The 19,822-nt window shown below is 59.8% G+C and carries 17 protein-coding genes and 1 pseudogene; 8 read left to right on the forward strand and 10 right to left on the reverse strand.

The window, feature by feature from the left end; genetic code table 11:
- Positions 1-77: 77 nt before the first annotated feature.
- Positions 78-479, reverse strand: coding sequence for an H-NS family histone-like protein (locus tag C1N84_RS21815; protein ID WP_021509031.1), 402 nt, complete (start codon positions 477-479; stop codon positions 78-80).
- 693 nt (positions 480-1,172) lie between these two features.
- Here C1N84_RS21815 and fhuE point away from each other — a divergent pair.
- Complete coding sequence (gene fhuE, locus C1N84_RS21820) at positions 1,173-3,371, forward strand: ferric-rhodotorulic acid/ferric-coprogen receptor FhuE (protein WP_264443991.1); 2,199 nt, start codon at positions 1,173-1,175, stop codon at positions 3,369-3,371.
- Between the two features lie 134 nt (positions 3,372-3,505).
- Here fhuE and C1N84_RS21825 read toward each other — a convergent pair whose 3' ends face one another.
- Positions 3,506-4,444: a nickel/cobalt transporter gene (locus C1N84_RS21825; protein WP_104093343.1), complete on the reverse strand. Its 939-nt coding sequence runs from the start codon at positions 4,442-4,444 to the stop codon at positions 3,506-3,508.
- Positions 4,445-4,568: 124 nt separating this feature from the next.
- On the opposite strand from C1N84_RS21825, the gene fetA reads away from it, so the two are divergent.
- Complete coding sequence (gene fetA / locus C1N84_RS21830; RefSeq protein WP_264443988.1) at positions 4,569-5,237, forward strand: iron efflux ABC transporter ATP-binding subunit FetA; 669 nt, start codon at positions 4,569-4,571, stop codon at positions 5,235-5,237.
- On the forward strand, positions 5,224-5,985 hold the full coding sequence (gene fetB / locus C1N84_RS21835; RefSeq protein ID WP_058781532.1) for an iron efflux ABC transporter permease subunit FetB: 762 nt from the start codon (positions 5,224-5,226) through the stop codon (positions 5,983-5,985). The genes fetA and fetB overlap by 14 nt, the downstream gene beginning before the upstream one ends.
- Before the next feature lies 1 nt (position 5,986).
- Here fetB and C1N84_RS21840 read toward each other — a convergent pair whose 3' ends face one another.
- From C1N84_RS21840 to C1N84_RS21875, 8 genes and pseudogenes are all read right to left on the reverse strand, one after another.
- Entirely contained in the window at positions 5,987-6,835 is an 849-nt protein-coding gene (locus C1N84_RS21840; RefSeq protein WP_394541870.1) for a VOC family protein, read from the reverse strand.
- 23 nt (positions 6,836-6,858) lie between these two features.
- A complete protein-coding gene (locus C1N84_RS21845; RefSeq protein WP_283342339.1) occupies positions 6,859-7,236 on the reverse strand; it encodes a peptidase dimerization domain-containing protein in 378 nt (125 codons plus the stop codon).
- Positions 7,237-7,238: 2 nt separating this feature from the next.
- Positions 7,239-8,342 (reverse strand): annotated as a pseudogene (locus C1N84_RS21850) (alkylhydroperoxidase domain protein).
- A gap of 12 nt (positions 8,343-8,354) precedes the next feature.
- Entirely contained in the window at positions 8,355-9,359 is a 1,005-nt protein-coding gene (locus C1N84_RS21855) for a putative FMN-dependent luciferase-like monooxygenase (protein ID WP_264443979.1), read from the reverse strand.
- Positions 9,356-10,966 (reverse strand): dipeptide ABC transporter ATP-binding protein, encoded by a 1,611-nt coding sequence (locus C1N84_RS21860; protein WP_264443976.1) that lies wholly within the window; start codon positions 10,964-10,966, stop codon positions 9,356-9,358. The genes C1N84_RS21855 and C1N84_RS21860 overlap by 4 nt, the downstream gene beginning before the upstream one ends.
- Positions 10,963-11,820, reverse strand: a complete 858-nt coding sequence (locus C1N84_RS21865) for an ABC transporter permease (protein ID WP_150360323.1) — start codon at positions 11,818-11,820, stop codon at positions 10,963-10,965. Before C1N84_RS21865 ends, C1N84_RS21860 begins: the two co-directional genes overlap by 4 nt.
- Positions 11,817-12,761 carry an ABC transporter permease gene (locus C1N84_RS21870; RefSeq protein ID WP_185749273.1) on the reverse strand — a complete coding sequence of 315 codons (945 nt, stop codon included), beginning with the start codon at positions 12,759-12,761 and terminating at the stop codon, positions 11,817-11,819. The genes C1N84_RS21865 and C1N84_RS21870 overlap by 4 nt, the downstream gene beginning before the upstream one ends.
- Positions 12,762-12,771: 10 nt before the next feature.
- Complete coding sequence (locus C1N84_RS21875; protein ID WP_104093335.1) at positions 12,772-14,394, reverse strand: TIGR04028 family ABC transporter substrate-binding protein; 1,623 nt, start codon at positions 14,392-14,394, stop codon at positions 12,772-12,774.
- A gap of 417 nt (positions 14,395-14,811) precedes the next feature.
- Here C1N84_RS21875 and C1N84_RS21880 point away from each other — a divergent pair, with 417 nt between their 5' ends.
- From C1N84_RS21880 to C1N84_RS21900, 5 genes are all read left to right on the forward strand, one after another.
- Positions 14,812-15,807, forward strand: coding sequence for an MsnO8 family LLM class oxidoreductase (locus tag C1N84_RS21880; RefSeq protein WP_058770234.1), 996 nt, complete (start codon positions 14,812-14,814; stop codon positions 15,805-15,807).
- Positions 15,808-15,819: 12 nt separating this feature from the next.
- A complete protein-coding gene (locus tag C1N84_RS21885) occupies positions 15,820-16,956 on the forward strand; it encodes an amidohydrolase (protein ID WP_264443972.1) in 1,137 nt (378 codons plus the stop codon).
- A gap of 79 nt (positions 16,957-17,035) precedes the next feature.
- Complete coding sequence (locus tag C1N84_RS21890) at positions 17,036-18,349, forward strand: LLM class flavin-dependent oxidoreductase (protein ID WP_394541871.1); 1,314 nt, start codon at positions 17,036-17,038, stop codon at positions 18,347-18,349.
- A gap of 17 nt (positions 18,350-18,366) precedes the next feature.
- Positions 18,367-19,299 (forward strand): ABC transporter substrate-binding protein, encoded by a 933-nt coding sequence (locus tag C1N84_RS21895; RefSeq protein WP_021509058.1) that lies wholly within the window; start codon positions 18,367-18,369, stop codon positions 19,297-19,299.
- Positions 19,300-19,308: 9 nt separating this feature from the next.
- On the forward strand, positions 19,309-19,821 hold the full coding sequence (locus tag C1N84_RS21900) for a GNAT family N-acetyltransferase (RefSeq protein ID WP_394541872.1): 513 nt from the start codon (positions 19,309-19,311) through the stop codon (positions 19,819-19,821).
- Position 19,822: the final 1 nt, after the last annotated feature.

Below are 19,822 nucleotides of genomic sequence, written 5' to 3' on the forward strand. Positions count from 1 at the left end.
AAAGCATTTAGGGTGCCGCGATACAGGGGCGGTGATGCGGCAATTAGCCGGTTCCGCCCCGATTTCCTGCGACTGGATTAAATCAGAAAATCATCCAGCGAACCGCCAGCGTCAATCGCTGACTTTATCGGCGAGGGAGTACGACCCTGACCGGTCCAGAATTTCTCATTACCCTGTTCGTCGGTAAATTTATACTTCGCCGGACGCGGTGCACGTTTTGCTTTGCTCTTCGTTTCACCCTGGTTTAATTGCGCCAGTTCATTAATTGTAATGCCGTCTTTGCGCAGCATCTCTTTATATAACGCCAGCTTCTCTTCTTTTTCGCGCTGTGCAGCACTCTCTGCAGCCGTCTCTTCGCGGCGTTCGGCGACCACCACGGCAAACTTCTCCAGCATTTCGTTTAATACCGCAACCTCAATATTACGTGCTTCAGCACGCAGCGTACGAAGATTGTTCAATGCCTTGAGTGCATCGCTCATGTATAAACCCTTATTACTGATACCACTGATTTGAAAGCGTGCATTCTACGGCAATTTTATTCAAATGGAAATATTCACCCGCCGACAGATTTGTCCGGAAATATGCCCCGACCTGTACAGTTTTTGATTGGGCGTAAAGATTTTTGTCTCTTCATTGATTACGCATAAACATGTTAGCGGCGGATTTAATATTACTCGCCACCTACGTCAAGCCGTTCATTTAACATCGCAGCATCTCACACAATATACGTCACGGCGATTTACAGCTTAATAAATGGCGTCATGTAAACAACGCAGCGATTGCTGCAGGGATTAAAAGCGTAACTGGTCCACCTTAGCGCAGAAAAGGAAACTTTATAAACACCTTTCCTATTGGCAGCGTAATTATAAATCAATGGCGGTGACCGGGTACGAAGCTGGTACATGCGTGGTGTTCAGATGCCATAGCAGGATGCAGGCACAACCGTTCACGCACCGGTTGACTGAGATTAAGGATGATTTCAGGCGTGATAGTTTCCTGTAAAGCAGTATCAGTGCCGTTACTCCCTGAAGCATAAGATTTTTTCTCAGTGTAAAGGCGTCAGAAAGGCCGTAACAATTTCTTGCAATGTTAATCTTAATGCGTATATTTCTCATTTGCTTTCTTAACCACATGCTCACCACAAAATAACGATAAGCCGATTGAGGAATATTATGTCTTGCAAAGAGATGCGCGTCAGGGACGCAGGTCTTGCGCCGCAGCGCGCGCTGCGCCTGTCACTGCTGGCAGTGCTGGTTGCCTCGGGTGTCGCTCAGGCGGCCGATACGCAAAACAGTGAGGCCACCCTGACCGTTGATGCCAGCGCCAGCGCGGAAGCGCAGCAGACGCAGGCCGCAGCGGATTACAGCGTACCGGTGACGCGGGCCGGCACCAAAATGGCGCTGACCGCACGTGATATTCCCCAGTCGGTCACCATCATCAGCAAGCAGCGCATGCAGGATCAACAGCTGCAGTCGCTGAACGACGTACTGAGCAACACCACCGGCATCCATGGTGTGGCCGCCGATATGGACCGCATCAATTACTATTCGCGCGGTTTCCTGATCGATAATTACATGACCGACGGCATTCCGACCGCGTTTGCCCAGCGCTGGAACCTCGGTGATGCGCAGACCGATACCGCGCTGTACGAGCGCGTTGAAGTGGTGCGCGGCGCAACGGGCCTGCTGACCGGACCGGGCAATCCTTCCGCTGCCATCAACATGGTACGTAAACATGCCGACAGCAAAGAGTTTACCGGTAGCCTTGAAGCTGGCTATGGCAGCTGGAATAAGCAGCGTTACGTCGCCGATCTTTCTGCACCGCTGTCACCGGAAGGCAACGTGCGCGGTCGCCTGGTGGCCGGCTATGAAGACAAAAACAGTTTTATTGAACGCTACGGCGCCGATAAGAAGTTTATCTACGGCGTGGTCGACGCTGACGTGACGGACGCCACCAGACTGTCTGTTGGTTATGAATTCAGCCAGGTGAACACGGATTCACCGATGTGGGGCGGTGCGCCGCGCTGGTACACCGACGGCACGCAGATCCACTCCCGTCGCGGCTATAACACCGCACCTGAATGGGCTTACAACAACAAAGAAAATAAAAAGGTCTTTGTTAACCTGCAGCAGAATTTCGATAACGGCTGGAACATCACCCTTAACGGCACGCATAACGAGATGTTCCTCGACAGCAAGCAGCTGTATCTCGACGGTTACTTCGATAAAACCACTGGCGCAGGCGTCTCTGGCTATGCCGGCTATCCGGTGGTGGGCGGAACCGGCTACAACACCGGCAAACGTAAAGTGGATGCGGTAGATGCCTTCGCCAGCGGTCCTTATGAACTGCTGGGCCGCCAGCATGAGCTGATGGTCGGGGTGAACTACAGCCGTCAGGACAACAAATATTACAGCGCCTGGGCCAACATTTCGTCAGCCGAGCTGGGCAACTTCAACCAGTTTAACGGCGATTTCCCGGAAACCGACTGGAATCCGCGTGAACCCGCGGCCGATACCCAACTGGTACGGCAGAAGTCAGCGTATCTCGCGACGCGCATCAATCTGGCCGATCCGCTGCACCTGATTGTCGGGGCGCGCTACACCAACTGGAACCGCCAGACGCTGACGGCAGAGATGGAGAAAAACAACATCACGCCGTACGGTGGGGTGATTTGGGACTTCTACGATAACTGGTCTGCCTACGCCAGCTACACTTCGGTGTTCCAGCCGCAGGATTATCAGGATGCGTCAGGCGCGTATCTCTCGCCGGTGATTGGCAAAAACTACGAAGCCGGCGTGAAGTCTGACTGGTTCAACAGCCGTCTGACCACCTCGGTATCGATCTTCCGCACCGAACTGGATAACGTCGGTCAGAGCACCGGACAGACCAATGCGCAGACCGGTAACACCATTTACGTGGCGAAAAAGGGCGTGGTAAGTCGTGGCGTCGAGTTTGAGGTGAATGGGGCGCTGACCGACAACTGGCAGATGACCTTTGGCGGGACTTCGTATGTGGCGGAAGACGCCAACGGCGATCGCTACAATTCACAGCTGCCGCGCACGTCGTTCAACCTGTTCACCAGCTATCGCCTGCCGATGCTGGACCAGCTGACGCTGGGCGGCGGGGTGAACTGGCAGGCGAGAACTTACGCGGATATCAGTGGCCCGGATGGCAATGGCACCTGGCGCACCCGTCAGGGCAGCTATGCGCTGGTGGATCTGTTCGCGCGCTACGACGTGACCAAAAACCTCAGCCTGCAGGCCAACCTGAATAACCTGTTCGACAAAGAGTACGACGAAAACGTCGACAGCACCGGCATCGTCTACGGCGAACCGCGTAATTTTATGCTGTCCGCGAAATACCGTTTCTGATCATTAAGCCCGTGCCCAAAGCGGCACTTAACGTTCCCTCTCCCGGGGAACAGGCCGCACCTGACATTCCCTCTCCCGCGTGCGGGAGAGGGTTAGGGTGAGGGGAAAACCGCACCCTCCCCAAACCATGCACCTCAACATCCCGCCGCAATATAATCCCCGTTGGCACTCACCGGCACCACGGTAAAAAACAGCACCAGCGCAAACATCACCAGCAATATCCCACCGGCGATCCGTACCGCTCTCAGCAGCGATGCCGCCTGCGGCGAGCGCTCTGCCAGCCATAGCTGCCCGGCGCGCTGACGATAATGCTGCACAAACAGTGCCAGCGCCACCAGCGCCATGCCGGTACCGAGCGCCATACTCATCACCGCCAGCATGCCCCAGCGCGTAATGCCGATGACGCTGGCGAACAGCAGCACCGTCAGCGCACCGCTGCACGGCCGCACGCCGGTGGCAATGATAATACCCGCCCAGCTTTTCCAGTCGCTGCCGTGCCCAGCCGCGACGCCATGCGCGTGGCCGCAATGATCATGATGATGATGCTCCGCTGGCGGCCTGCGCCAGGCTTGCAGCAGCAGCATCACGCCCAGCCCGGCAATGAACACAGCACTGGCTTTCTCCAGATACCAGCGGCTCAGGCTGAGATCGCCGGTGGTCAGGTTAAAACCAACCGCCAGAATAAAGACAAAGGCAATCGCGCTCAGGCCCTGCACCAGGCTGCCCAGCAGCGGCACGCTCAGCGCCACGCCGCGCGGGGGCTGATGGGTGGTCAGCCAGGTGGTAACGATAAATTTACCGTGCCCGGGACCCACCGCGTGCAGAATGCCGTAAATAAAGGTCACAGCCAGCAGCCACAGTCCGGCACTGTACTGGCCGCTATTGATTTGCAGTAAATGGGTAACCAGCAGCCGGTGCAGCTGAATCTGACTTTGCAGCGCCCATGCCTGAAACGCGCTCCAGTGCAACGACAGCAGCGTCAGCGCGCTCAGCAGCAGCACGCTCGCGCAGAGAAATCCGGTTTTGGTGGCGGTCATAGTAATGAAGAAAGTGGTCCTGAATGTCACCAGCATGCGGATTTCTGCCGCGTTGTAAAGCCACGGCGGTTAAACGGCAGCCGCTCTCCGCATCGTGACGCATTCCCCTGCCTTGTGCAGCTGTCTATAATCTGCCGACAATTTCTCACGGATGCCTTTTATGTCTGCTGATTCTCCTTTGCTGGCGGTACAAGACGTCACGCTGGCCGTGCAGGGGCGCACCTTGCTGGCGCCGGTATCACTGCAGCTGTACGCCGGTGAAACGCTGTTGCTCACCGGCCCGTCCGGCAGCGGCAAAAGCACGTTGCTGAAAATTATTGCCTCACTGCTGGAGCCCGATAGCGGCGAGATCCTGTTTCAGCAGCGGGATATTCACTCGCTGAAAGTCGAACACTATCGCCAGCAGGTCTCCTACTGTTTCCAGACACCGCAACTGTTTGGTGACACGGTCTACGATAACCTGGCGCTGCCGTGGCAACTGCGTCAGCAACAACCGTCACGCGAGCAGCTGGTGGCGGCGTTGCGCAGTCTGCATTTATCCGGCGACCTGCTGGACAAAAACATTGCCGGACTCTCTGGTGGTGAAAAGCAGCGGGTGGCTTTGCTGCGCAATCTGCAGTTTCTGCCACAGATATTGCTGCTGGACGAAGTGACCAGCGCACTGGACGAGCCCAATAAACAACGCGTTAACCAGCTGATTGCCGCGCTGGTGGCGGAAAAAGGGCTGGCGGTGATCCGTATCAGCCATGACGTACAGGAGATTGATGCCGCTGAGCGCATTCTGCGACTGACTCCACCCGCAGCGGGAGAACAGCATGAATCAGCATAATATCAGCGACAGCTCGCTACTGCTTTCACTCATGCTGGTGCTGGTGGCGCTGCTGATTAGCCAGAAAGAGAAGCTGGGGATGAGCAAAGACATTCTGTGGAGTGTCACGCGCGCTATTATCCAGCTGGTGATCGTCGGCTACGTGCTGAAGTCAATTTTCGATGTCAATAATGACTGGCTGACGCTGCTGATGGTGCTGTTTATCTGCGTCAATGCAGCGCTGAATGCGCGCAAACGCAGCCAGCAGATCGATCATGGTTTTATCATCGCGCTGGTGGCGATTACCAGCGGTACGGCACTGACACTAACGGTGCTGTTGCTGAGCGGCGCCATTGCCTTTGTTCCCATGCAGGTGATCCCCATTTCCGGCATGATTGCCGGTAACGCCATGGTGGCGGTCGGGCTGTGTTTCACTAACCTCAATCAGCGCTTTAGCGACAACCAGCAGAAAATCATGGAGATGCTCAGCCTGGGCGCGCCGATCAAACGCGCATCCGCCGGGCTGATGCGTGACAGTATTCGTGCCGCGATGATCCCCACCGTTGACGGCGCGAAAACGGTGGGGCTGGTAAGTCTGCCAGGCATGATGTCCGGGTTGATTTTCGCCGGGATCGATCCGGTTAAGGCCATCAAGTACCAGATCATGGTGACGTTTATGCTGATTGCCACCGCCAGCCTGTCGACCATCATCGCGGCGTATCTGTCCTACCGTCGTTTTTACACCGCGCGGGCGCAGCTCAAACCGTAGGTCACGCCTGAAACCGCAGCGCCACGCCGCTGGCCTGTTCCGCGCTGACCACGATGGCATCCGGTTCTTCGCGAAAAGGCACATCGCCCAGCAGCAGGCTGGCTTTCACCCTGCGTAAGTCGCTGCTGCGTAGCGTCAGCGCGGCCATACGCGCACTGCCGTCATAATCGGGCGGCAGGCCGGTAAAGCGCTGCGTCACATAGTGCGCAGCGGCAAAGCGCACGGTGGCAACGCCCGCTTTCAGCACAAACGCGCCCTGCTGGCAGGCGGTGAGCTTATCGGCACCAAATAAACGACTGTAGGGCAGCGCGGCGGCTGCCGGATCCTGGGCCACCACCACAAACTCAATAATATCGGTCACCGCGTTGGGATGCTGCTGCCACACTGTCTGCCAGACCGCCTGCGGTGTCTCATGCTGGCAGAAAAAACTGCGTCCGTTTGGCACCAGTGCGGGGCGCAGGCGAACGGTGCGAAAACGCGCCTGCTGTGCGCTGCCATCCGGCAACTGCACCGGCCGGTAAAAACTGGCGGCGGGATCGCCATCAATATCCTGACTTTCCAGATAGCGCCACACTGCATCGGCATCGTCGGTTTTCCATACCAGACCGCTCAGGCCCGCCGGTGCCTGCCAGATATCCTGACGCCGGTGCGCACGCCCGGCTTCATAGCCCAGCAGTTCCAGATAATTATCACCAAACACCGCCAGATGATTACTGGAGCCCAGCGAATGATGGCCGCGTGGCGTGAGCTGGAAACCGAGCCGGCGATACAACGCGCTGGCGTCATCCAGCCGATCGGCAACATTGATCACTGCATGATCGAGCTGTGGAATGGGTACCGGTATCGCCATTATCTGCCTCCTGGTTCGCATCATTACGATGACCGCGGTGTCGCGCTGCGTTCGGCTTCGCGTTGCGGTTGCCAGGCGAGCTGCGCTTCGGCGCCGAACGCCCGGGCAATATGGCTGACCAGCGTCGCGGCCTGCGCCGATGATCGCTGGCGCGCGCTGGCATCCTCGCTGTGCAGCACGCCTTCCACGACGACCTCTGGCGGCAGCACGTTCCAGCTGTTGCCACCCTGAAAGCGGGTGACATCCAGGCCGGCGGCCGCCAGCGCGCTGACGATATGGCTGCCGGTAACGATACTATCGATGCCCTCATGCGGACGTGCAGCGTGAGCGCCTTTGCCTTGAATGGTGATATGAAAATGGTCAGTAAACGCTGCCGGTGTGGCAGATAACGTGTGTGTCATGGTCATCCCTGCGGCTGTTCGGGTAAGAAAGGTTCGCCCAGCGTTAGCATCAGGCGGTTGGCCCAGGCAAAAAACGCGGCGGACTGGATCAGGTCCAGCAGCTGCAGCGTATCCAGTCCGTGCTCGCGCAGCGCCTGCAGCTGGGTCTGGCTGCTGGCGACCGGGGTTAGCGATAAGGTGGCGACAAAATCGATAATCGCCGCCCAGCGCGCGGACTGGCCGTGTGCCAGCTCGGCACCTGGCGCGACATTCAGGAGTTTCTGCACCGCAGTCTCATCTTTTGACAGCTGACTGGCTTTGCGGGCATGCACGGATGCGCAGTAAATGCAGCCATTGACTTTACTCACTACCGTGGCCGCCAGTTCGCGCTCGGCGCGAGGTAAACCGCCTGGCGTATAAAAGATGCCTTTATCCGTCAGCGTGCGTTGTCACAGCAGCGGCAGATTGCGCGCCAGCAGACGGAAATAGTCGGACTCGCTATGACCGTTTTTTGCCAGCGTCGCCTGTTCTTCCGCCGTAAACTCGCTGAGCGGTTTGGCTGCCAGCCACGGCTCCCAGCCCAGCTCCTGCTGGGTAAACGCGGTGAGCGCAGTCTGTCCGCTGGCCGTGAGCGGGGCGCTATGCCATTTGCCGGCCACCGCATGGGGCTGCGCGCGCGATGCTTCACCGCTCAGCAGGCGCAGGCCGGTCAGCAGGCGACTCTGAAAGCTGACAAATCCCACCAGCTGCGCCAGCGTGACGATGCCGCGCGGCGTCCAGCCGGCATGGCGCAGCGTGGTCAGTTGTTGCGGTGTGGCGTCGACCGGATGCAGGCTCAGCAGTTCAGCAAAGGCGCGACCGGCGGCAAAGCGCGTATCTGTCGGGGTTTCGCTGGATTGCTGCTGATAGTGTGCCTGCAATGATGTGACGCCGTGCCAGCCCGCGACCTGCCCGGCGAGCGCGTAACGCTGCGCCAGCGGGAAATCGTCGTCATCCTGGCCAAACAGCACCTCATAGCTGCCCTGGGCGTGTCGGGTCGCGGCCTGACGCACGCTGCGCGCCTCTGCCAGTTGCGCCGCCGGGTCGATATCGGCCAGCGCCGCCAGTAAATCTGTAGCCTGAGACATGATTTTCTCCTGTTAAGCGGTCCCCAGCGTACGCAGCGTGGGGGCAATATGTTCAGCAATTAACGCCACCGAACGCAGCGTATCGGCGTGCGGCGGATCGATAGAGTGCACCTGGAAGGTGATGTCGGTGGCGCGCGTCAGCGTGCTGTCGGCCAGCAGCGAAGCCAGCACCGCGTCCGCATCGCCGATATGTGCATCGAGCTGGCGCGCGTGGCTCTCCAGCGTGCTGCCGGTGATGTCGTGGCCCGCCTTGCGAAACTGCTCTGCCTGGCGCTGCAGACCGGGCGCGGCAAGGCGGCGCGCGTAGTCGTTCGAGTCGGCAACAAACGCGGTGCGTGAAGCCAGGATGCGGGGCGCCACGCCCGACGGCAGCGCCGCGAGATAAGCATCGATCATCGGGTTTTGCAGCTGCTGCAGCGACAGGTCCGGCTGACCCGCCGGCCGCGGCTGGGTGCGCGATAACATCAGCCCGTGACCGGCCTGGCCGGCACGCGTCGCGCCTGCAACGGAAAAGGTGGCGATCCACACGCGCTGCGCCAGCTCCGGAGCCGGCGGATAGAGATGATTGTCCGGATGGGCCAGCGTGTCGCCGCGCCACGCGCTGAGCAGCGTATGCAACTGGTCGGCAAACACGCCGGCGCGCTGTTCGCTGGTCAGGCCAAACGGCAAAAATGAGGTTGGCGTGCCGCCGGAGCCGAGCCCCACCTCCAGTCGTCCGTCGCTCAGCAGGTCCAGCACCGCCGCGTCTTCGGCCACGCGCAGGGCATTTTCCAGCGGCAGGGTGATGATGCCGGTGCCGAGGCGGATATGACGGGTGTGCGCGGCCACGTGAGCAAGAAATACCAGCGGTGAGGGCAGCCCGCCTTCCTTTTCATGAAAGTGGTGCTGCGCGATCCAGGCACTGTCAAATCCGCAGCGTTCAGCGTGCTGAATCTGTTCCGTCGCCAGCCGGTAGCGCTGTTGCGCCGTGGTGTCGTCGAGCAGGCGGGTAAAAAAACCGATGCGTTTGCGCGTCATGCAGACTCCTTAATCAGCGGACGGAAAACCGGAATGGCGTCAATCAACGCGCGGGTGTAAGGGTGCTGCGGCGCATTGAACAGTGTGACGGTGTCACCTTTTTCAACCACTTCGCCTGCGCGTAGCACGGTAACGCTGTGTGCCAGTCGTCGTACGGTGGCCAAATCGTGGGTGATAAACAGATAGGTGAGGCCCAGCTCGCGCTGTAACTGTTGCAGCAATTGCAGAATCTGTGCCTGCACCGTGACGTCCAGCGCTGACGTTGCCTCATCCAGCACCAGGATCGCCGGTTGCGGGATCAACGCCCGTGCGATGGCGACGCGCTGACGCTGGCCGCCGGACAGCTCGCGCGGCTTGCGCGTCAGCAGATCCAGCGGCAGTGCCACCCGCTGCGCCACCTCGTGCACCCGCTGCTGGCGAGCGGCGGCGCTGAGCGAGCCAAAGTTGCGCAGCGGTTCTTCAATGATGTTAAACAGCGTCTGGCGCGGATCGAGCGAGGCGAACGGATTCTGGTAAACAAACTGGATTTTGCGCCGCAGCTGACGCAGCGCTTCGCCGCGCAGGCTGCTGGCATCAATGCCGTCGATCACCACTTTGCCGCGATCGGCGCGTTCAAAGCCAAGCAAAATGCGCGCCAGCGTGGTTTTGCCGGAGCCGGATTCACCCACCAGCGCGTGCGTCGTGCCGCGTGGCACCGTCAGGCTGACCGCTTTCGCCACCGTCAGCGTCTGCTGCCTGCCAAGCGCAAACTGTTTATCGATGGCGTTGAGCTGAATCGCCGGAGTGGAAAAACGGGCTGCGGACGGATAAGGCAGAGCGGTAACGTCGGGCACCGCGTCCTGTAACAGCTGGCGGGTATAAGGATGCTGTGGCGCGCTAACCAGTGTCGCTGCGCTTCCCTGTTCCTGGATCTCGCCGTGACGAAACACCAGCAGACGATCAGCGCGTTCCGCGGCCAGCGCCAGGTCGTGGGTGACAAACAGCACGGCGGTGGCGAACTCACGGCGCAGCTGGTCGAGCAGATCGAGAATGCGCTTTTGCACCGTGACATCGAGCGCACTGGTCGGCTCATCGGCGATGATCAACTGTGGTTGCAGGGCGAGCGCGATGGCAATCAGCACGCGCTGCTTCATCCCGCCAGAGAGCTGATGCGGATATTGATGCAGGCGCTGCTCAGGATGGCTCAGTCCAACTTTTTGCAGCAGTTCCAGCACGCGCTGCTGGCGCGCGGTCCGGCTAAGCTTCTGATGCAGCTGCAGGATCTCGCCAACCTGATCGCCAATGGTCTTCACCGGATTAAGCGAATTACCGGGATCCTGCGGCACCAGGCTGATATGCACGCCGCGCACGCTGTCCATGCGCCGGGATGACCAGCCAGCGATATCGGTGCCGTTCAGCAGGATTTTACCGCTATCGCGCCGGGCATTGTCCGCCAGCAGACCGATAATCGCCTGGGCCGTGGTGGTTTTACCTGAGCCGGATTCACCGACCAGCGCCACCATTTCGCCCGGCTGCAGGGAAAAGCTCACGTTATGCACCACTTCACGCCACACGCCGCGCTGGCGATAGCTGAGGCTGAGGTTTTCCACGCTTAATAGCGCTGTCATGCGTCACCTCCTGCCAGCTGACGGCTAACGCGGTTCGCCGCCAGCACCACGGCGACCACCACCACGCCGGGAAAGGTAGTCAGCCACCACGCGGTAGCCAGATAGTTGCGGCCTTCGGCGATCAGCAAACCCCATTCGGGGGTCGGTGGCGGCGTGCCATAGCCGAGAAAGCTGAGAGTTGAGAGCGCCAGAATGGCCTGACCAAACTGCAGTGCGGCGAAGGCAATCACCGCGGTCAGCGAGTTGGGGACAATGTGGCGCCACAGTACCTGCCAGAAACGGCCGCCACTGCCATAAGCCGCTTCCACATATTCACTGCGGCGTACCCGCACCACTTCGCCGCGCGCCAGCCGGGCAAAACTGGCAATCGAGGCGATGCCCACCGCCAGCGCAGCGTGCACGGTGCCAAAACCCAGCAGGATCAGCAGGCTTAATGACAGCAGCAGCGCCGGGATTGAAAGCAGCACATCAACCAGTCGCATCAGTGCCTGTTCACCGCGGCCGCCCACGGCCCCAGCCAGGACGCCCAGCGCGGTTCCGCCAGTGAGCCCCATCGCCACCGCTGCGACCGCCGCAGAGAGCGACTGCGAGGCGCCATAGACGATGCGCGCCAGCAGGTCGCGTCCGAGTTGATCGGTGCCGAGCCAGTGCGCACTGTGCGGCGCTAAGCGCTGCGCGCCGGCAATGCCTTCGGTCGGGCTATAGTGGGTGAACAGTTGCGGTGCCACGGCCGCCACGAATGCCAGCGCCAGCACCGTCCATGCCAGCCACAAGCCAGGCTGCAGGCGACGGGCACGATCGCGCCGCAAGGCCGGCTGTCCCTGACGCGCGGTAGAGTAATCGACCAGACTCATGAATTTCCTCCGGCTACGGTTTGCAGACGTGGGTCGAACAGCGGCATCAGCAGATCGACCAGCAGGTTGATCAGCACAAACGCCAGTGCGGAGATCATCACCACCGCCTGTAACACCGCCACATCCTGATTGTTGACCGCCTGCTGGGTCAGCTGGCCGATGCCGCTTAAGCCGAACACGGTTTCGGTAATCAGCGCGCCCGCGATCAATTCCCCCAGCAGCAAACCGGCCACATTGAGCACCGGCAGCAGCGCGTTGCGCATGATATGCCGCCACAGCACGTGTTGTGCGCTGGCACCTTTGGCGCGGGCCACGGCGACAAACGGCTGAGTAGCAACCTGATCGATGCTGCGCAGCAGAATCTGGGCCAGTGGGGCGGAGATGGGCACGGCGACGGTCAGCACCGGCAGAATCAGCCCCTGCAGGGGCGATGGGTTGATCACCGGGATCCAGCGCAGTTGAAAGGAGAACAGCTGAATCAGCGCGATGCCAAGCCAGAACGTCGGCAGCGAAATAAACAGTGCCGGCAGCGACTGCAATAGCGTACGCAGCAGGCACAGCGCCGGCAGTCGCGCCAGCGCCGCCAGTGCGAAGGCGACCACGCAGGCAACGGCAAATCCGGCCAGCGCCAGCTGCAGCGTGGCGGGCAGATTGCTGCCCAGCAGATCGCTGACCGGCACACCTGCCTGCACCGAGTAGCCAAAGTCACCGCGCAGCATCGCCAGCAGCGTATGCAGATACTGCTGCCAGATCGGGCTATCGGCACCGTAGGCCTGCCGCATCTCTGCAATTTGCTGCGGGCTGAGACCCAGATCCGGATTCTGGAACTTGATCAGCACCGCATCGCCCGGCAGCACCTGCAGCAGCAGAAACGACAGGGTAAACGCCGCCCATAACACCAGCAGGCTTTGTCCCGCTCTATGCAGCAGTGCGTGTCGCATCATTATCCTCTCAATGTTTTTCCAGCCATGCGCCGTAGAACGACGGCCGGCCTACGGCTTCAAAACTCACGCCCTTCAGCCACGGCGCGCCGGCAAACACCTGCGGCTCTTCAAAGATCGGGATCACATAAGCCTGATCCAGCAGATAACGCTGGGCGTCTCCGGTGAGCGCCAGACGTTTCGCCGGATCGACTTCGGCCGAGATTGCCACCAAAAGCTTGTTGAGTTGGTCGTCACGGAAATGCCGGACTTTGTCGCTGGAGCCGCCTTTTTGCAGCAGCGCATCGCGGTTGGCGGGATAAAACATGCTCTTCACCACGTCCGGGTCGGCGCGGCCCACTTCCGAGACCGTGAGCGGGGTTTTTAGCGGATCGAGGTTGTCCAGCGTGCGGCTGCCAGCGTCACCGGCTTTCACCGTGAGCTGGACGCCAACCTGACGCCACTGCTGGGCCACCAGCTGCAGCACTTCTTTGTTCTGCGGCTGCGGCAGCGATTCATACACGGTCAGAGCCAGCTTTTGCCCCGCCTTAGCGCGGATGCCGTCGCTGCCGGGCTGCCAGCCAGCCTCATCAAGCAGTTGCCTGGCGCGGGCGGGATCGTATTTCAGTTTGTCCGCGAGGTTGACATACCCGGCGGCCGAGGCGGCGAGTACCGAGGTGGCCTGCGGATAGTTAGGTGAAAACAGGGTTTGCACCACCTGCTGCGCGTTGGTCGCGTGCAACAGCGCCTGACGTACACGCAGATCGCTGACCAGCGGGTTGTCCGGGCGGAAGCTGATGCTGTCGTTGACGCCACGCGTCGGCGCTGCGTAAACCGGGAACGCCTGCTGCTGCGCCTGTTTTTCGTCATACGCCTGCACCTGGCGAATAAAATCGGCCTGACCGGCCAGCAGCGCGCCGATGCGCACGCTATCTTCCGGTGTGACGATAAATTTGATGCCAGCCAGATTCGCCGGTCCCTGCTGGGTGCTGTTTTTCGGTCCCCACTGGTAATCTTTGCGCGCGGTTAAATCCACTTCCCGCCCAAGCTTTTCATCGCTGACCACAAATGGCCCGGAGCCAATAATATGGCGCGCATCGCCGAGCTGGTCGAAGCTGCGTTGCAGCGTGCTGAGCGAAACCAGCCCGGAGCCAATGGTGGCCGTGCCCTGTAAAAATCCAGGTGAGGGCTGTTTGAAATAAAACTTCACCGTCTGGGGATCAATCACTTCGCTGCGTTCGTAATTATTAATCACTTCAGATACCGGCAGGCGCTGGGCTTTATTACCGAGTCCGTAAGTATCAAAGTTTTTCGCTACGGCATTCGCATCCAGCGGCGTGCCATCGGAAAAGGTGACGCCAGGACGAATTTTAAAGGTGTATTCCGTTTTATCCGCGTTGCTGCTCCAGCTTTCGGCAATCCACGGTTCCACCTGCAGCGTTTTCGGATTTTGCCACGTCAGTTTGTCGGTGATCTGATTAAGAATGCCGCCGTTGGGATAAAAACCCCCGGCCGGCGGATAAAGATTGGTATGTGCCTGCTGTTCCAGATAAATCAGCGTGCCGCCTTTGACCGGCGTCTCCGCCGCGTGGGCGCTAAATATCCCTGTCAGCAGGGCTAAGCTCAGCGCCCGCAAGTGAAAATGCGTCTTCATGATGATTTCCTTTGTTATCAAGTGCCCGGTGGGCTGAAATCATCATCAAATGTGCAACCCGTGAGTTGAACCAATGAATTGCACTAAGCTTTTGCGAAAATAACAAAAGCGGAGAATTAATTGTATGCCGCAATTACCGGGTTGTTTTCCTGGCCCGATAAAATTGTTTTTTCTCAACCTGAAAACCTGCGCTGATGTTATTGCTGCTGCAGATCATTACTTCCTCGCGTAATGTTACCCCGACAGAAAGCGAAATCCGCTTTACCAAAAATCAGGCTTTCACCAGCAAGTATTATGACTATTTCTCATTTCCTGAATCGCTTTGCCGATTTAGTTGTTTTACGAAATATAAATCTCCCCGCCACACTAAGCGCCATATTCATCGCAACCCTATTCATCGAAATAAGGAACAGGCGCATGTCATACCGACTGAGTTTGCTCGACAAATCACCGATTGCAGCAGGTGAGAGCGCCACGCAGGCCCTGCATCGCACACTGCAGCTGGCTCAGCGCGCGGAAGCCTGGGGTTATCACCGCTTCTGGCTGGCGGAGCACCACAACAGCGACCAGCTGGCGAGTCCTTCGCCGGAATTGTTGATTGCCTGGATCATTGGCCAGACCCGACATATCCGCGTGGGTTCCGGCGGCGTGATGTTGCAGCACTACAGCCCTTATAAAGTGGCGGAAAACTTCAACCTGCTGGCTGCGCTGGCACCAGGACGTATCGACCTGGGCGTGGGTAAAGCGCCCGGCGGACTGCCGCTTTCCACCCGCGCGCTGCAATTGGGGGTGCACCAGCAGGAGAAAGGCAGCTTTGCCGAACAGCTGGCGCTGCTGGATAGCTGGCTCAGTGTGCCGCCGGTGGGGGATGAGGAGATCCTGCGCGCCACGCCGCAGCCGCCGCGTCCGGCCAATCGCTTTCTGCTCGGAGCCAGCGAAGCGAGCGCCCGACTGGCGGCAGAGCTCGGCTGGCAACTAGTGTTCGCCGCACACCACAACGGCGATCCGCAATTGATGGCGCAGGTGCTGAACAGCTATCGCCAGCACAGTCAGGGTCAGCGTGCGCTGGTGGCGGTACAGGTGGTGGTGGCGGATTCGCCGGCAGAAGCTGACCTGCTGGTCGACACACTGCGCATTTATCACGTCAGCGTGACGGGCGGACAGAGCGTTAATGTCGGCAGCATTGAACAGGCTGAGCGCTATGTGCGTCAGGGCGGTTTCAGTGACTACGTGATTGAGCCACGCACGCCGTCGCTGCTGAAAGGGACCGCGGCACAGGTGCACGCGCAGCTTGATGCGCTGCACCAGCGCTACGGCATTGAAGAGTTTGTTATTGATACGCCGGTGGCGGAGGAGCAGGCGCGGGTGAAATCCCTCGAACTGCTGGCGACGCATCGTCTGGTTAGCGCCTGACCGGGAGGTCCTGTGACGATAGTAAGCGAACAGCAGCTGATTGACTGGCGGCGCGAGCTGCACAGCTGGCCGGAACTCTCCGGTCATGAAGTGGAAACCAGCGCGCGGCTGCGCCGCTGGCTGCAGCAGGCTGACGTGCGCCTGCTGGATTATCCGCTGCACACCGGCGTGGTGGCGGAAGTGGGTCAGGGCGCGCCCCTGATCGCCCTGCGTGCCGATATCGATGCATTACCGATCCATGAAGCCACCGGGCTGCCTTTTCGTTCACGGCAAGCCGGCGTCATGCACGCCTGCGGTCACGATGTGCACAGTGCGGTGATACTGGGTGCCACGCTGCAGCTGAAAGCACGGGAAGCTCAGCTACCGGGACGGGTGCGCATCCTGTTCCAGCCGGCGGAAGAGATTGCCCAGGGCGCGCGGCAGTTCATCGACGCGGGTGTGCTGGATCAGGTACAGGCGATTTTTGGCATGCACAACGAACCGGGTTTGCCCACGGGCACCTTTGCCACGCGCAGCGGTGCGTTTTATGCCAACGCCGATAAATTTGTGGTGCGTGTGCACAGCACCCGCGCGGACGTGAACAGCATCCTGGTCGCCAGCCAGATTATTCAGGCGCTGCAATCCCTCACCAGCCGCAGCTTTAATACGCTGGACAGTCTGGTGCTGAGCGTCACGCGGATTGATGCACACAGGCACGACGGTCAGCAGACGGCTGAAGCGGAATTTGGCGGCACGGTGCGCACGCACGATAAACAGGTGCGCGCGCAGCTGGAGCAGCGTGCACGCGAGGTGGTGGTCAATATCGCCGCCGCCAGCGGTGCCACGGCCACCTTTAGCTGGCATCCGGGGCCGCCGGTGCTGGAGAACGACGCCCACTGGGCACAGTTTGCCAGTCAGGTGGCGCAGCAGGTGGGTTATCAGGTGCAACAGGCTGAGCTGCACCTTGGCGGCGAAGATTTCGCTTATTACCTGCAGCAGCTCCCGGGCGCGTTTGTCAGCATTGGCAGCGCCAGTGAATTTGGCCTGCATCACGGTGGCTTCAACCCCGATGAAGCGCTGATCGCCCCGGCGGCACACTATTTTAGTCAGCTGGCGCAACAGGCATTGCAGCAGCTAAACGCGCGATGTCGCGACGCCATCCTTAACTGATTTCCTTCCATTTCTGGCAGCGCTGTACGGCGATAAGGCTATCGCCGGCAGGCTGCGCCATGAGCAAAGAGAGACGATTATGACTGCAAGACAACTGCGCCTCGGCACCATTCTGCACGGCGCATCCGGCAACATGTCCGCCTGGCGTCATCCGGCGGCGCAGGCGGATGCCAGCATCAGTTTTGATTACGCCCGCCGTATCGCCCGTAAAGCCGAGGCTGGCAAACTGGATTTCCTGTTTGTCGCCGATGGCCTGTTCATCAATGAGAAATCGATCCCGCACTTTCTTAACCGCTTTGAACCGCTGACGCTGCTGTCGGCGCTGGCCGGCGTCACCGAGCATCTCGGTCTGGTCGGTACGGTGTCCACTTCCTACAGTGAGCCGTTCACCGTCGCCCGCCAGTTCGCCAGTCTCGACCATCTCAGCGGCGGGCGCGCGGGCTGGAATGTGGTGACATCGCCGCTGGAGGGCTCGGCAAAAAACTTTTCGCGTCAGCAGCATCCCGAGCATGCGCTGCGCTACCGCATCGCCGACGAATACCTGCAGGTGGTGAAAGGGTTGTGGGATTCCTGGGAAGAGGGCGCGTTTGTGCGCAATAAAGCCAGCGGTCAGTTCTATGCGCCTGACAAACTGCACACGCTGAATCATCACGGTGATTTTTTCCAGGTACAGGGGCCACTGAACATTGAGCGCACGCCGCAGGGCCGGCCGATTATCTTTCAGGCGGGCGCCTCGGAAGATGGCCGCAAGCTGGCGGCGCGTCATGCTGACGCCATCTTCACCCATCAGCCAACGCGCGAAGAAGCGCAGGCGTTCTACCGGGATGTGAAGCAGCAGCTGGTGGCGAACGGGCGTGAACCGGGTGATCTGCACATTTTCCAGGGCGTCAGTGTGATCGTGGGGGAGGATGACGCAGACGTCGAGCGTCAGTACCAGACCACCGCGGCGCTGGTCTCGATTGAGGATGCACTCAACTATCTCGGTCGCTTCTTTGACCATCACGACTTCTCGCAGTATCCGCTCGACCAGCCGTTCCCGGACATTGGCGATATTGGCCAGAACAGCTTCCGTAGCACCACCGACGAAATCAAACGCAAAGCGCGCGAACTCGGCCATACGCTGCGCCAGGCCGCGCTGGAAGCCGCGACGCCGCGTCCGCTGTTTCACGGTACGCCACAGCAGGTGGCGGATGGTCTGCAGCTGTGGTTCGAAACCGAAGCCACTGACGGTTTCATTATTCAGGGCGGCACGCCGGACACCTTCGAGCGTTTTGTTGATCAGGTGATTCCGGTTCTCCAGGCGCGCGGCCTGACGCGTCGCGAATACCCGGGCAGCACGCTGCGCGCCAGCTTTGGTCTGAAACAGCCGCTCAACCAGTTCACACCACAATAACGATGAGAAAACACGCTATGCAGAAAAAATCCCTGATTGCGCTGCTGTTACTGAGCCTGAGCAGTGCGGCACTGGCCGAGGACGTGGCCGTCAATGGTCAGCAGGTGAGCCTTGCCGCCAATAAAACGCCCATCAACACGCCAGAGAATCCTGCCGCCGTGGCGCAAATTCCGGCGGGCCACAAATTTGCCGTGCCGGGATCGTTCACCGTGGCGGTGGCGGCACTCAACTCGCCGCCGCTCACGGTATTCAGCGACGACAATAAAACGCTGCTGGGCAGTGAGGTGGATATCGCGCGTCTGGTGGCCGACAGCCTCGGGCTGAAGCTCAACATCGTGCCCACCTCGTGGGAAGACTGGCCGCTGGGCGTGGCATCGGGCAAATATGACGCGGCGATCACCAACGTGACGGTGACCAAAGATCGTAAACAGCGTTTTGATTTTGCCACCTACCGCAAAGATTCGCTGGGCTTCTATGTGAAAACCAGCAGCCCGATTACCTCGCTGAGCAAGGCAGAAGATATCGCCGGCCTGCGCATCATCGTCGGCTCCGGCACCAATCAGGAGGCCATCCTGCTGGCCTGGGATAAAGAGAATCAGGCTAAGGGACTGAAGCCTTTCACACCGGTTTATACCAAAGATGACGCTGCGCAGACGCTGGCGTTACAGGCCGGGCGCGCCGACGCTTACTTCGGCCCTAACGTGATTGGCGCATGGAAAGCAGCGCTGACCAAAAAGACCCGGCTGGTGGGTAGCGTGGACGGCGGCTGGCCGAAGGCGGCGCACATCGCGGTGACGGTGAAAAAAGACAACGGGCTGGTGCAGCCAATCAACACCGCGCTCAACGGCGTGATCAAAAACGGTGACTACGACAAGGTGCTGAACCGCTGGGGTGAAGGCGTGGAGCGTCTGGATCGTTCCGAGATCAATCCGCCCGGACTGGGCGATTAAGGAGGCGGCATGAGCCAGCAATTTTTCCGCGAAGTGTCACCGGAAGCGCCGGAGCTGCAGCCGATTCTTGACGGTCTGTTTGGTGAATATGCAGCACGCTACGGCGATTTCTTCAGGAAGCACAATGAAGTTGAGCTGACAGAGTGGTATCTGCCGCCGCGCGGGCTGTTCATCGTGCTGGAGCGCGACGGTGAGATCATCGCGATGGGCGCCTACAAACCGTGGGATGCTACCACCGCCGAACTGAAGCGTATCTGGACGCGGCGTGACCTGCGCCGTCAGGGACTGGCACTGCTGATCCTGCAGGAGCTGGAGCGCCGGGCGCTGCGCGCAGGCTATCAGCGCGTGTTTCTCACCACCGGTTTCCGTCAGCCGGAAGCGGTGCAGCTGTATATCGGCCACGGCTATCAGCCGCAGTTTGAGCTGCGCGAAGATATGGAGATTTACGGCCAGCCGCCGCACGATGGCCGGCTGCGTTTTCTCAAAATCATTGATGTGCACAACGTGGCGCAGGCCAGCTAAG

The organism is Pantoea sp. SGAir0418 (assembly GCF_043529865.1).

Excerpts from the sequence above, each read along its gene's own strand:
- C1N84_RS21815 (WP_021509031.1), bottom strand. The coding sequence starts at position 479 with ATGAGCGATGCACTCAAGGCATTGAACAATCTTCGTACGCTGCGTGCT.
- fhuE (WP_264443991.1), top strand. The coding sequence starts at position 1,173 with ATGTCTTGCAAAGAGATGCGCGTCAGGGACGCAGGTCTTGCGCCGCAG.
- C1N84_RS21825 (WP_104093343.1), bottom strand. The coding sequence starts at position 4,444 with ATGCTGGTGACATTCAGGACCACTTTCTTCATTACTATGACCGCCACC.
- fetA (WP_264443988.1), top strand. The coding sequence starts at position 4,569 with ATGTCTGCTGATTCTCCTTTGCTGGCGGTACAAGACGTCACGCTGGCC.
- fetB (WP_058781532.1), top strand. The coding sequence starts at position 5,224 with ATGAATCAGCATAATATCAGCGACAGCTCGCTACTGCTTTCACTCATG.
- C1N84_RS21840 (WP_394541870.1), bottom strand. The coding sequence starts at position 6,835 with ATGGCGATACCGGTACCCATTCCACAGCTCGATCATGCAGTGATCAAT.
- C1N84_RS21845 (WP_283342339.1), bottom strand. The coding sequence starts at position 7,236 with ATGACACACACGTTATCTGCCACACCGGCAGCGTTTACTGACCATTTT.
- C1N84_RS21855 (WP_264443979.1), bottom strand. The coding sequence starts at position 9,359 with ATGACGCGCAAACGCATCGGTTTTTTTACCCGCCTGCTCGACGACACC.
- C1N84_RS21860 (WP_264443976.1), bottom strand. The coding sequence starts at position 10,966 with ATGACAGCGCTATTAAGCGTGGAAAACCTCAGCCTCAGCTATCGCCAG.
- C1N84_RS21865 (WP_150360323.1), bottom strand. The coding sequence starts at position 11,820 with ATGAGTCTGGTCGATTACTCTACCGCGCGTCAGGGACAGCCGGCCTTG.
- C1N84_RS21870 (WP_185749273.1), bottom strand. The coding sequence starts at position 12,761 with ATGCGACACGCACTGCTGCATAGAGCGGGACAAAGCCTGCTGGTGTTA.
- C1N84_RS21875 (WP_104093335.1), bottom strand. The coding sequence starts at position 14,394 with ATGAAGACGCATTTTCACTTGCGGGCGCTGAGCTTAGCCCTGCTGACA.
- C1N84_RS21880 (WP_058770234.1), top strand. The coding sequence starts at position 14,812 with ATGTCATACCGACTGAGTTTGCTCGACAAATCACCGATTGCAGCAGGT.
- C1N84_RS21890 (WP_394541871.1), top strand. The coding sequence starts at position 17,036 with ATGACTGCAAGACAACTGCGCCTCGGCACCATTCTGCACGGCGCATCC.
- C1N84_RS21895 (WP_021509058.1), top strand. The coding sequence starts at position 18,367 with ATGCAGAAAAAATCCCTGATTGCGCTGCTGTTACTGAGCCTGAGCAGT.
- C1N84_RS21900 (WP_394541872.1), top strand. The coding sequence starts at position 19,309 with ATGAGCCAGCAATTTTTCCGCGAAGTGTCACCGGAAGCGCCGGAGCTG.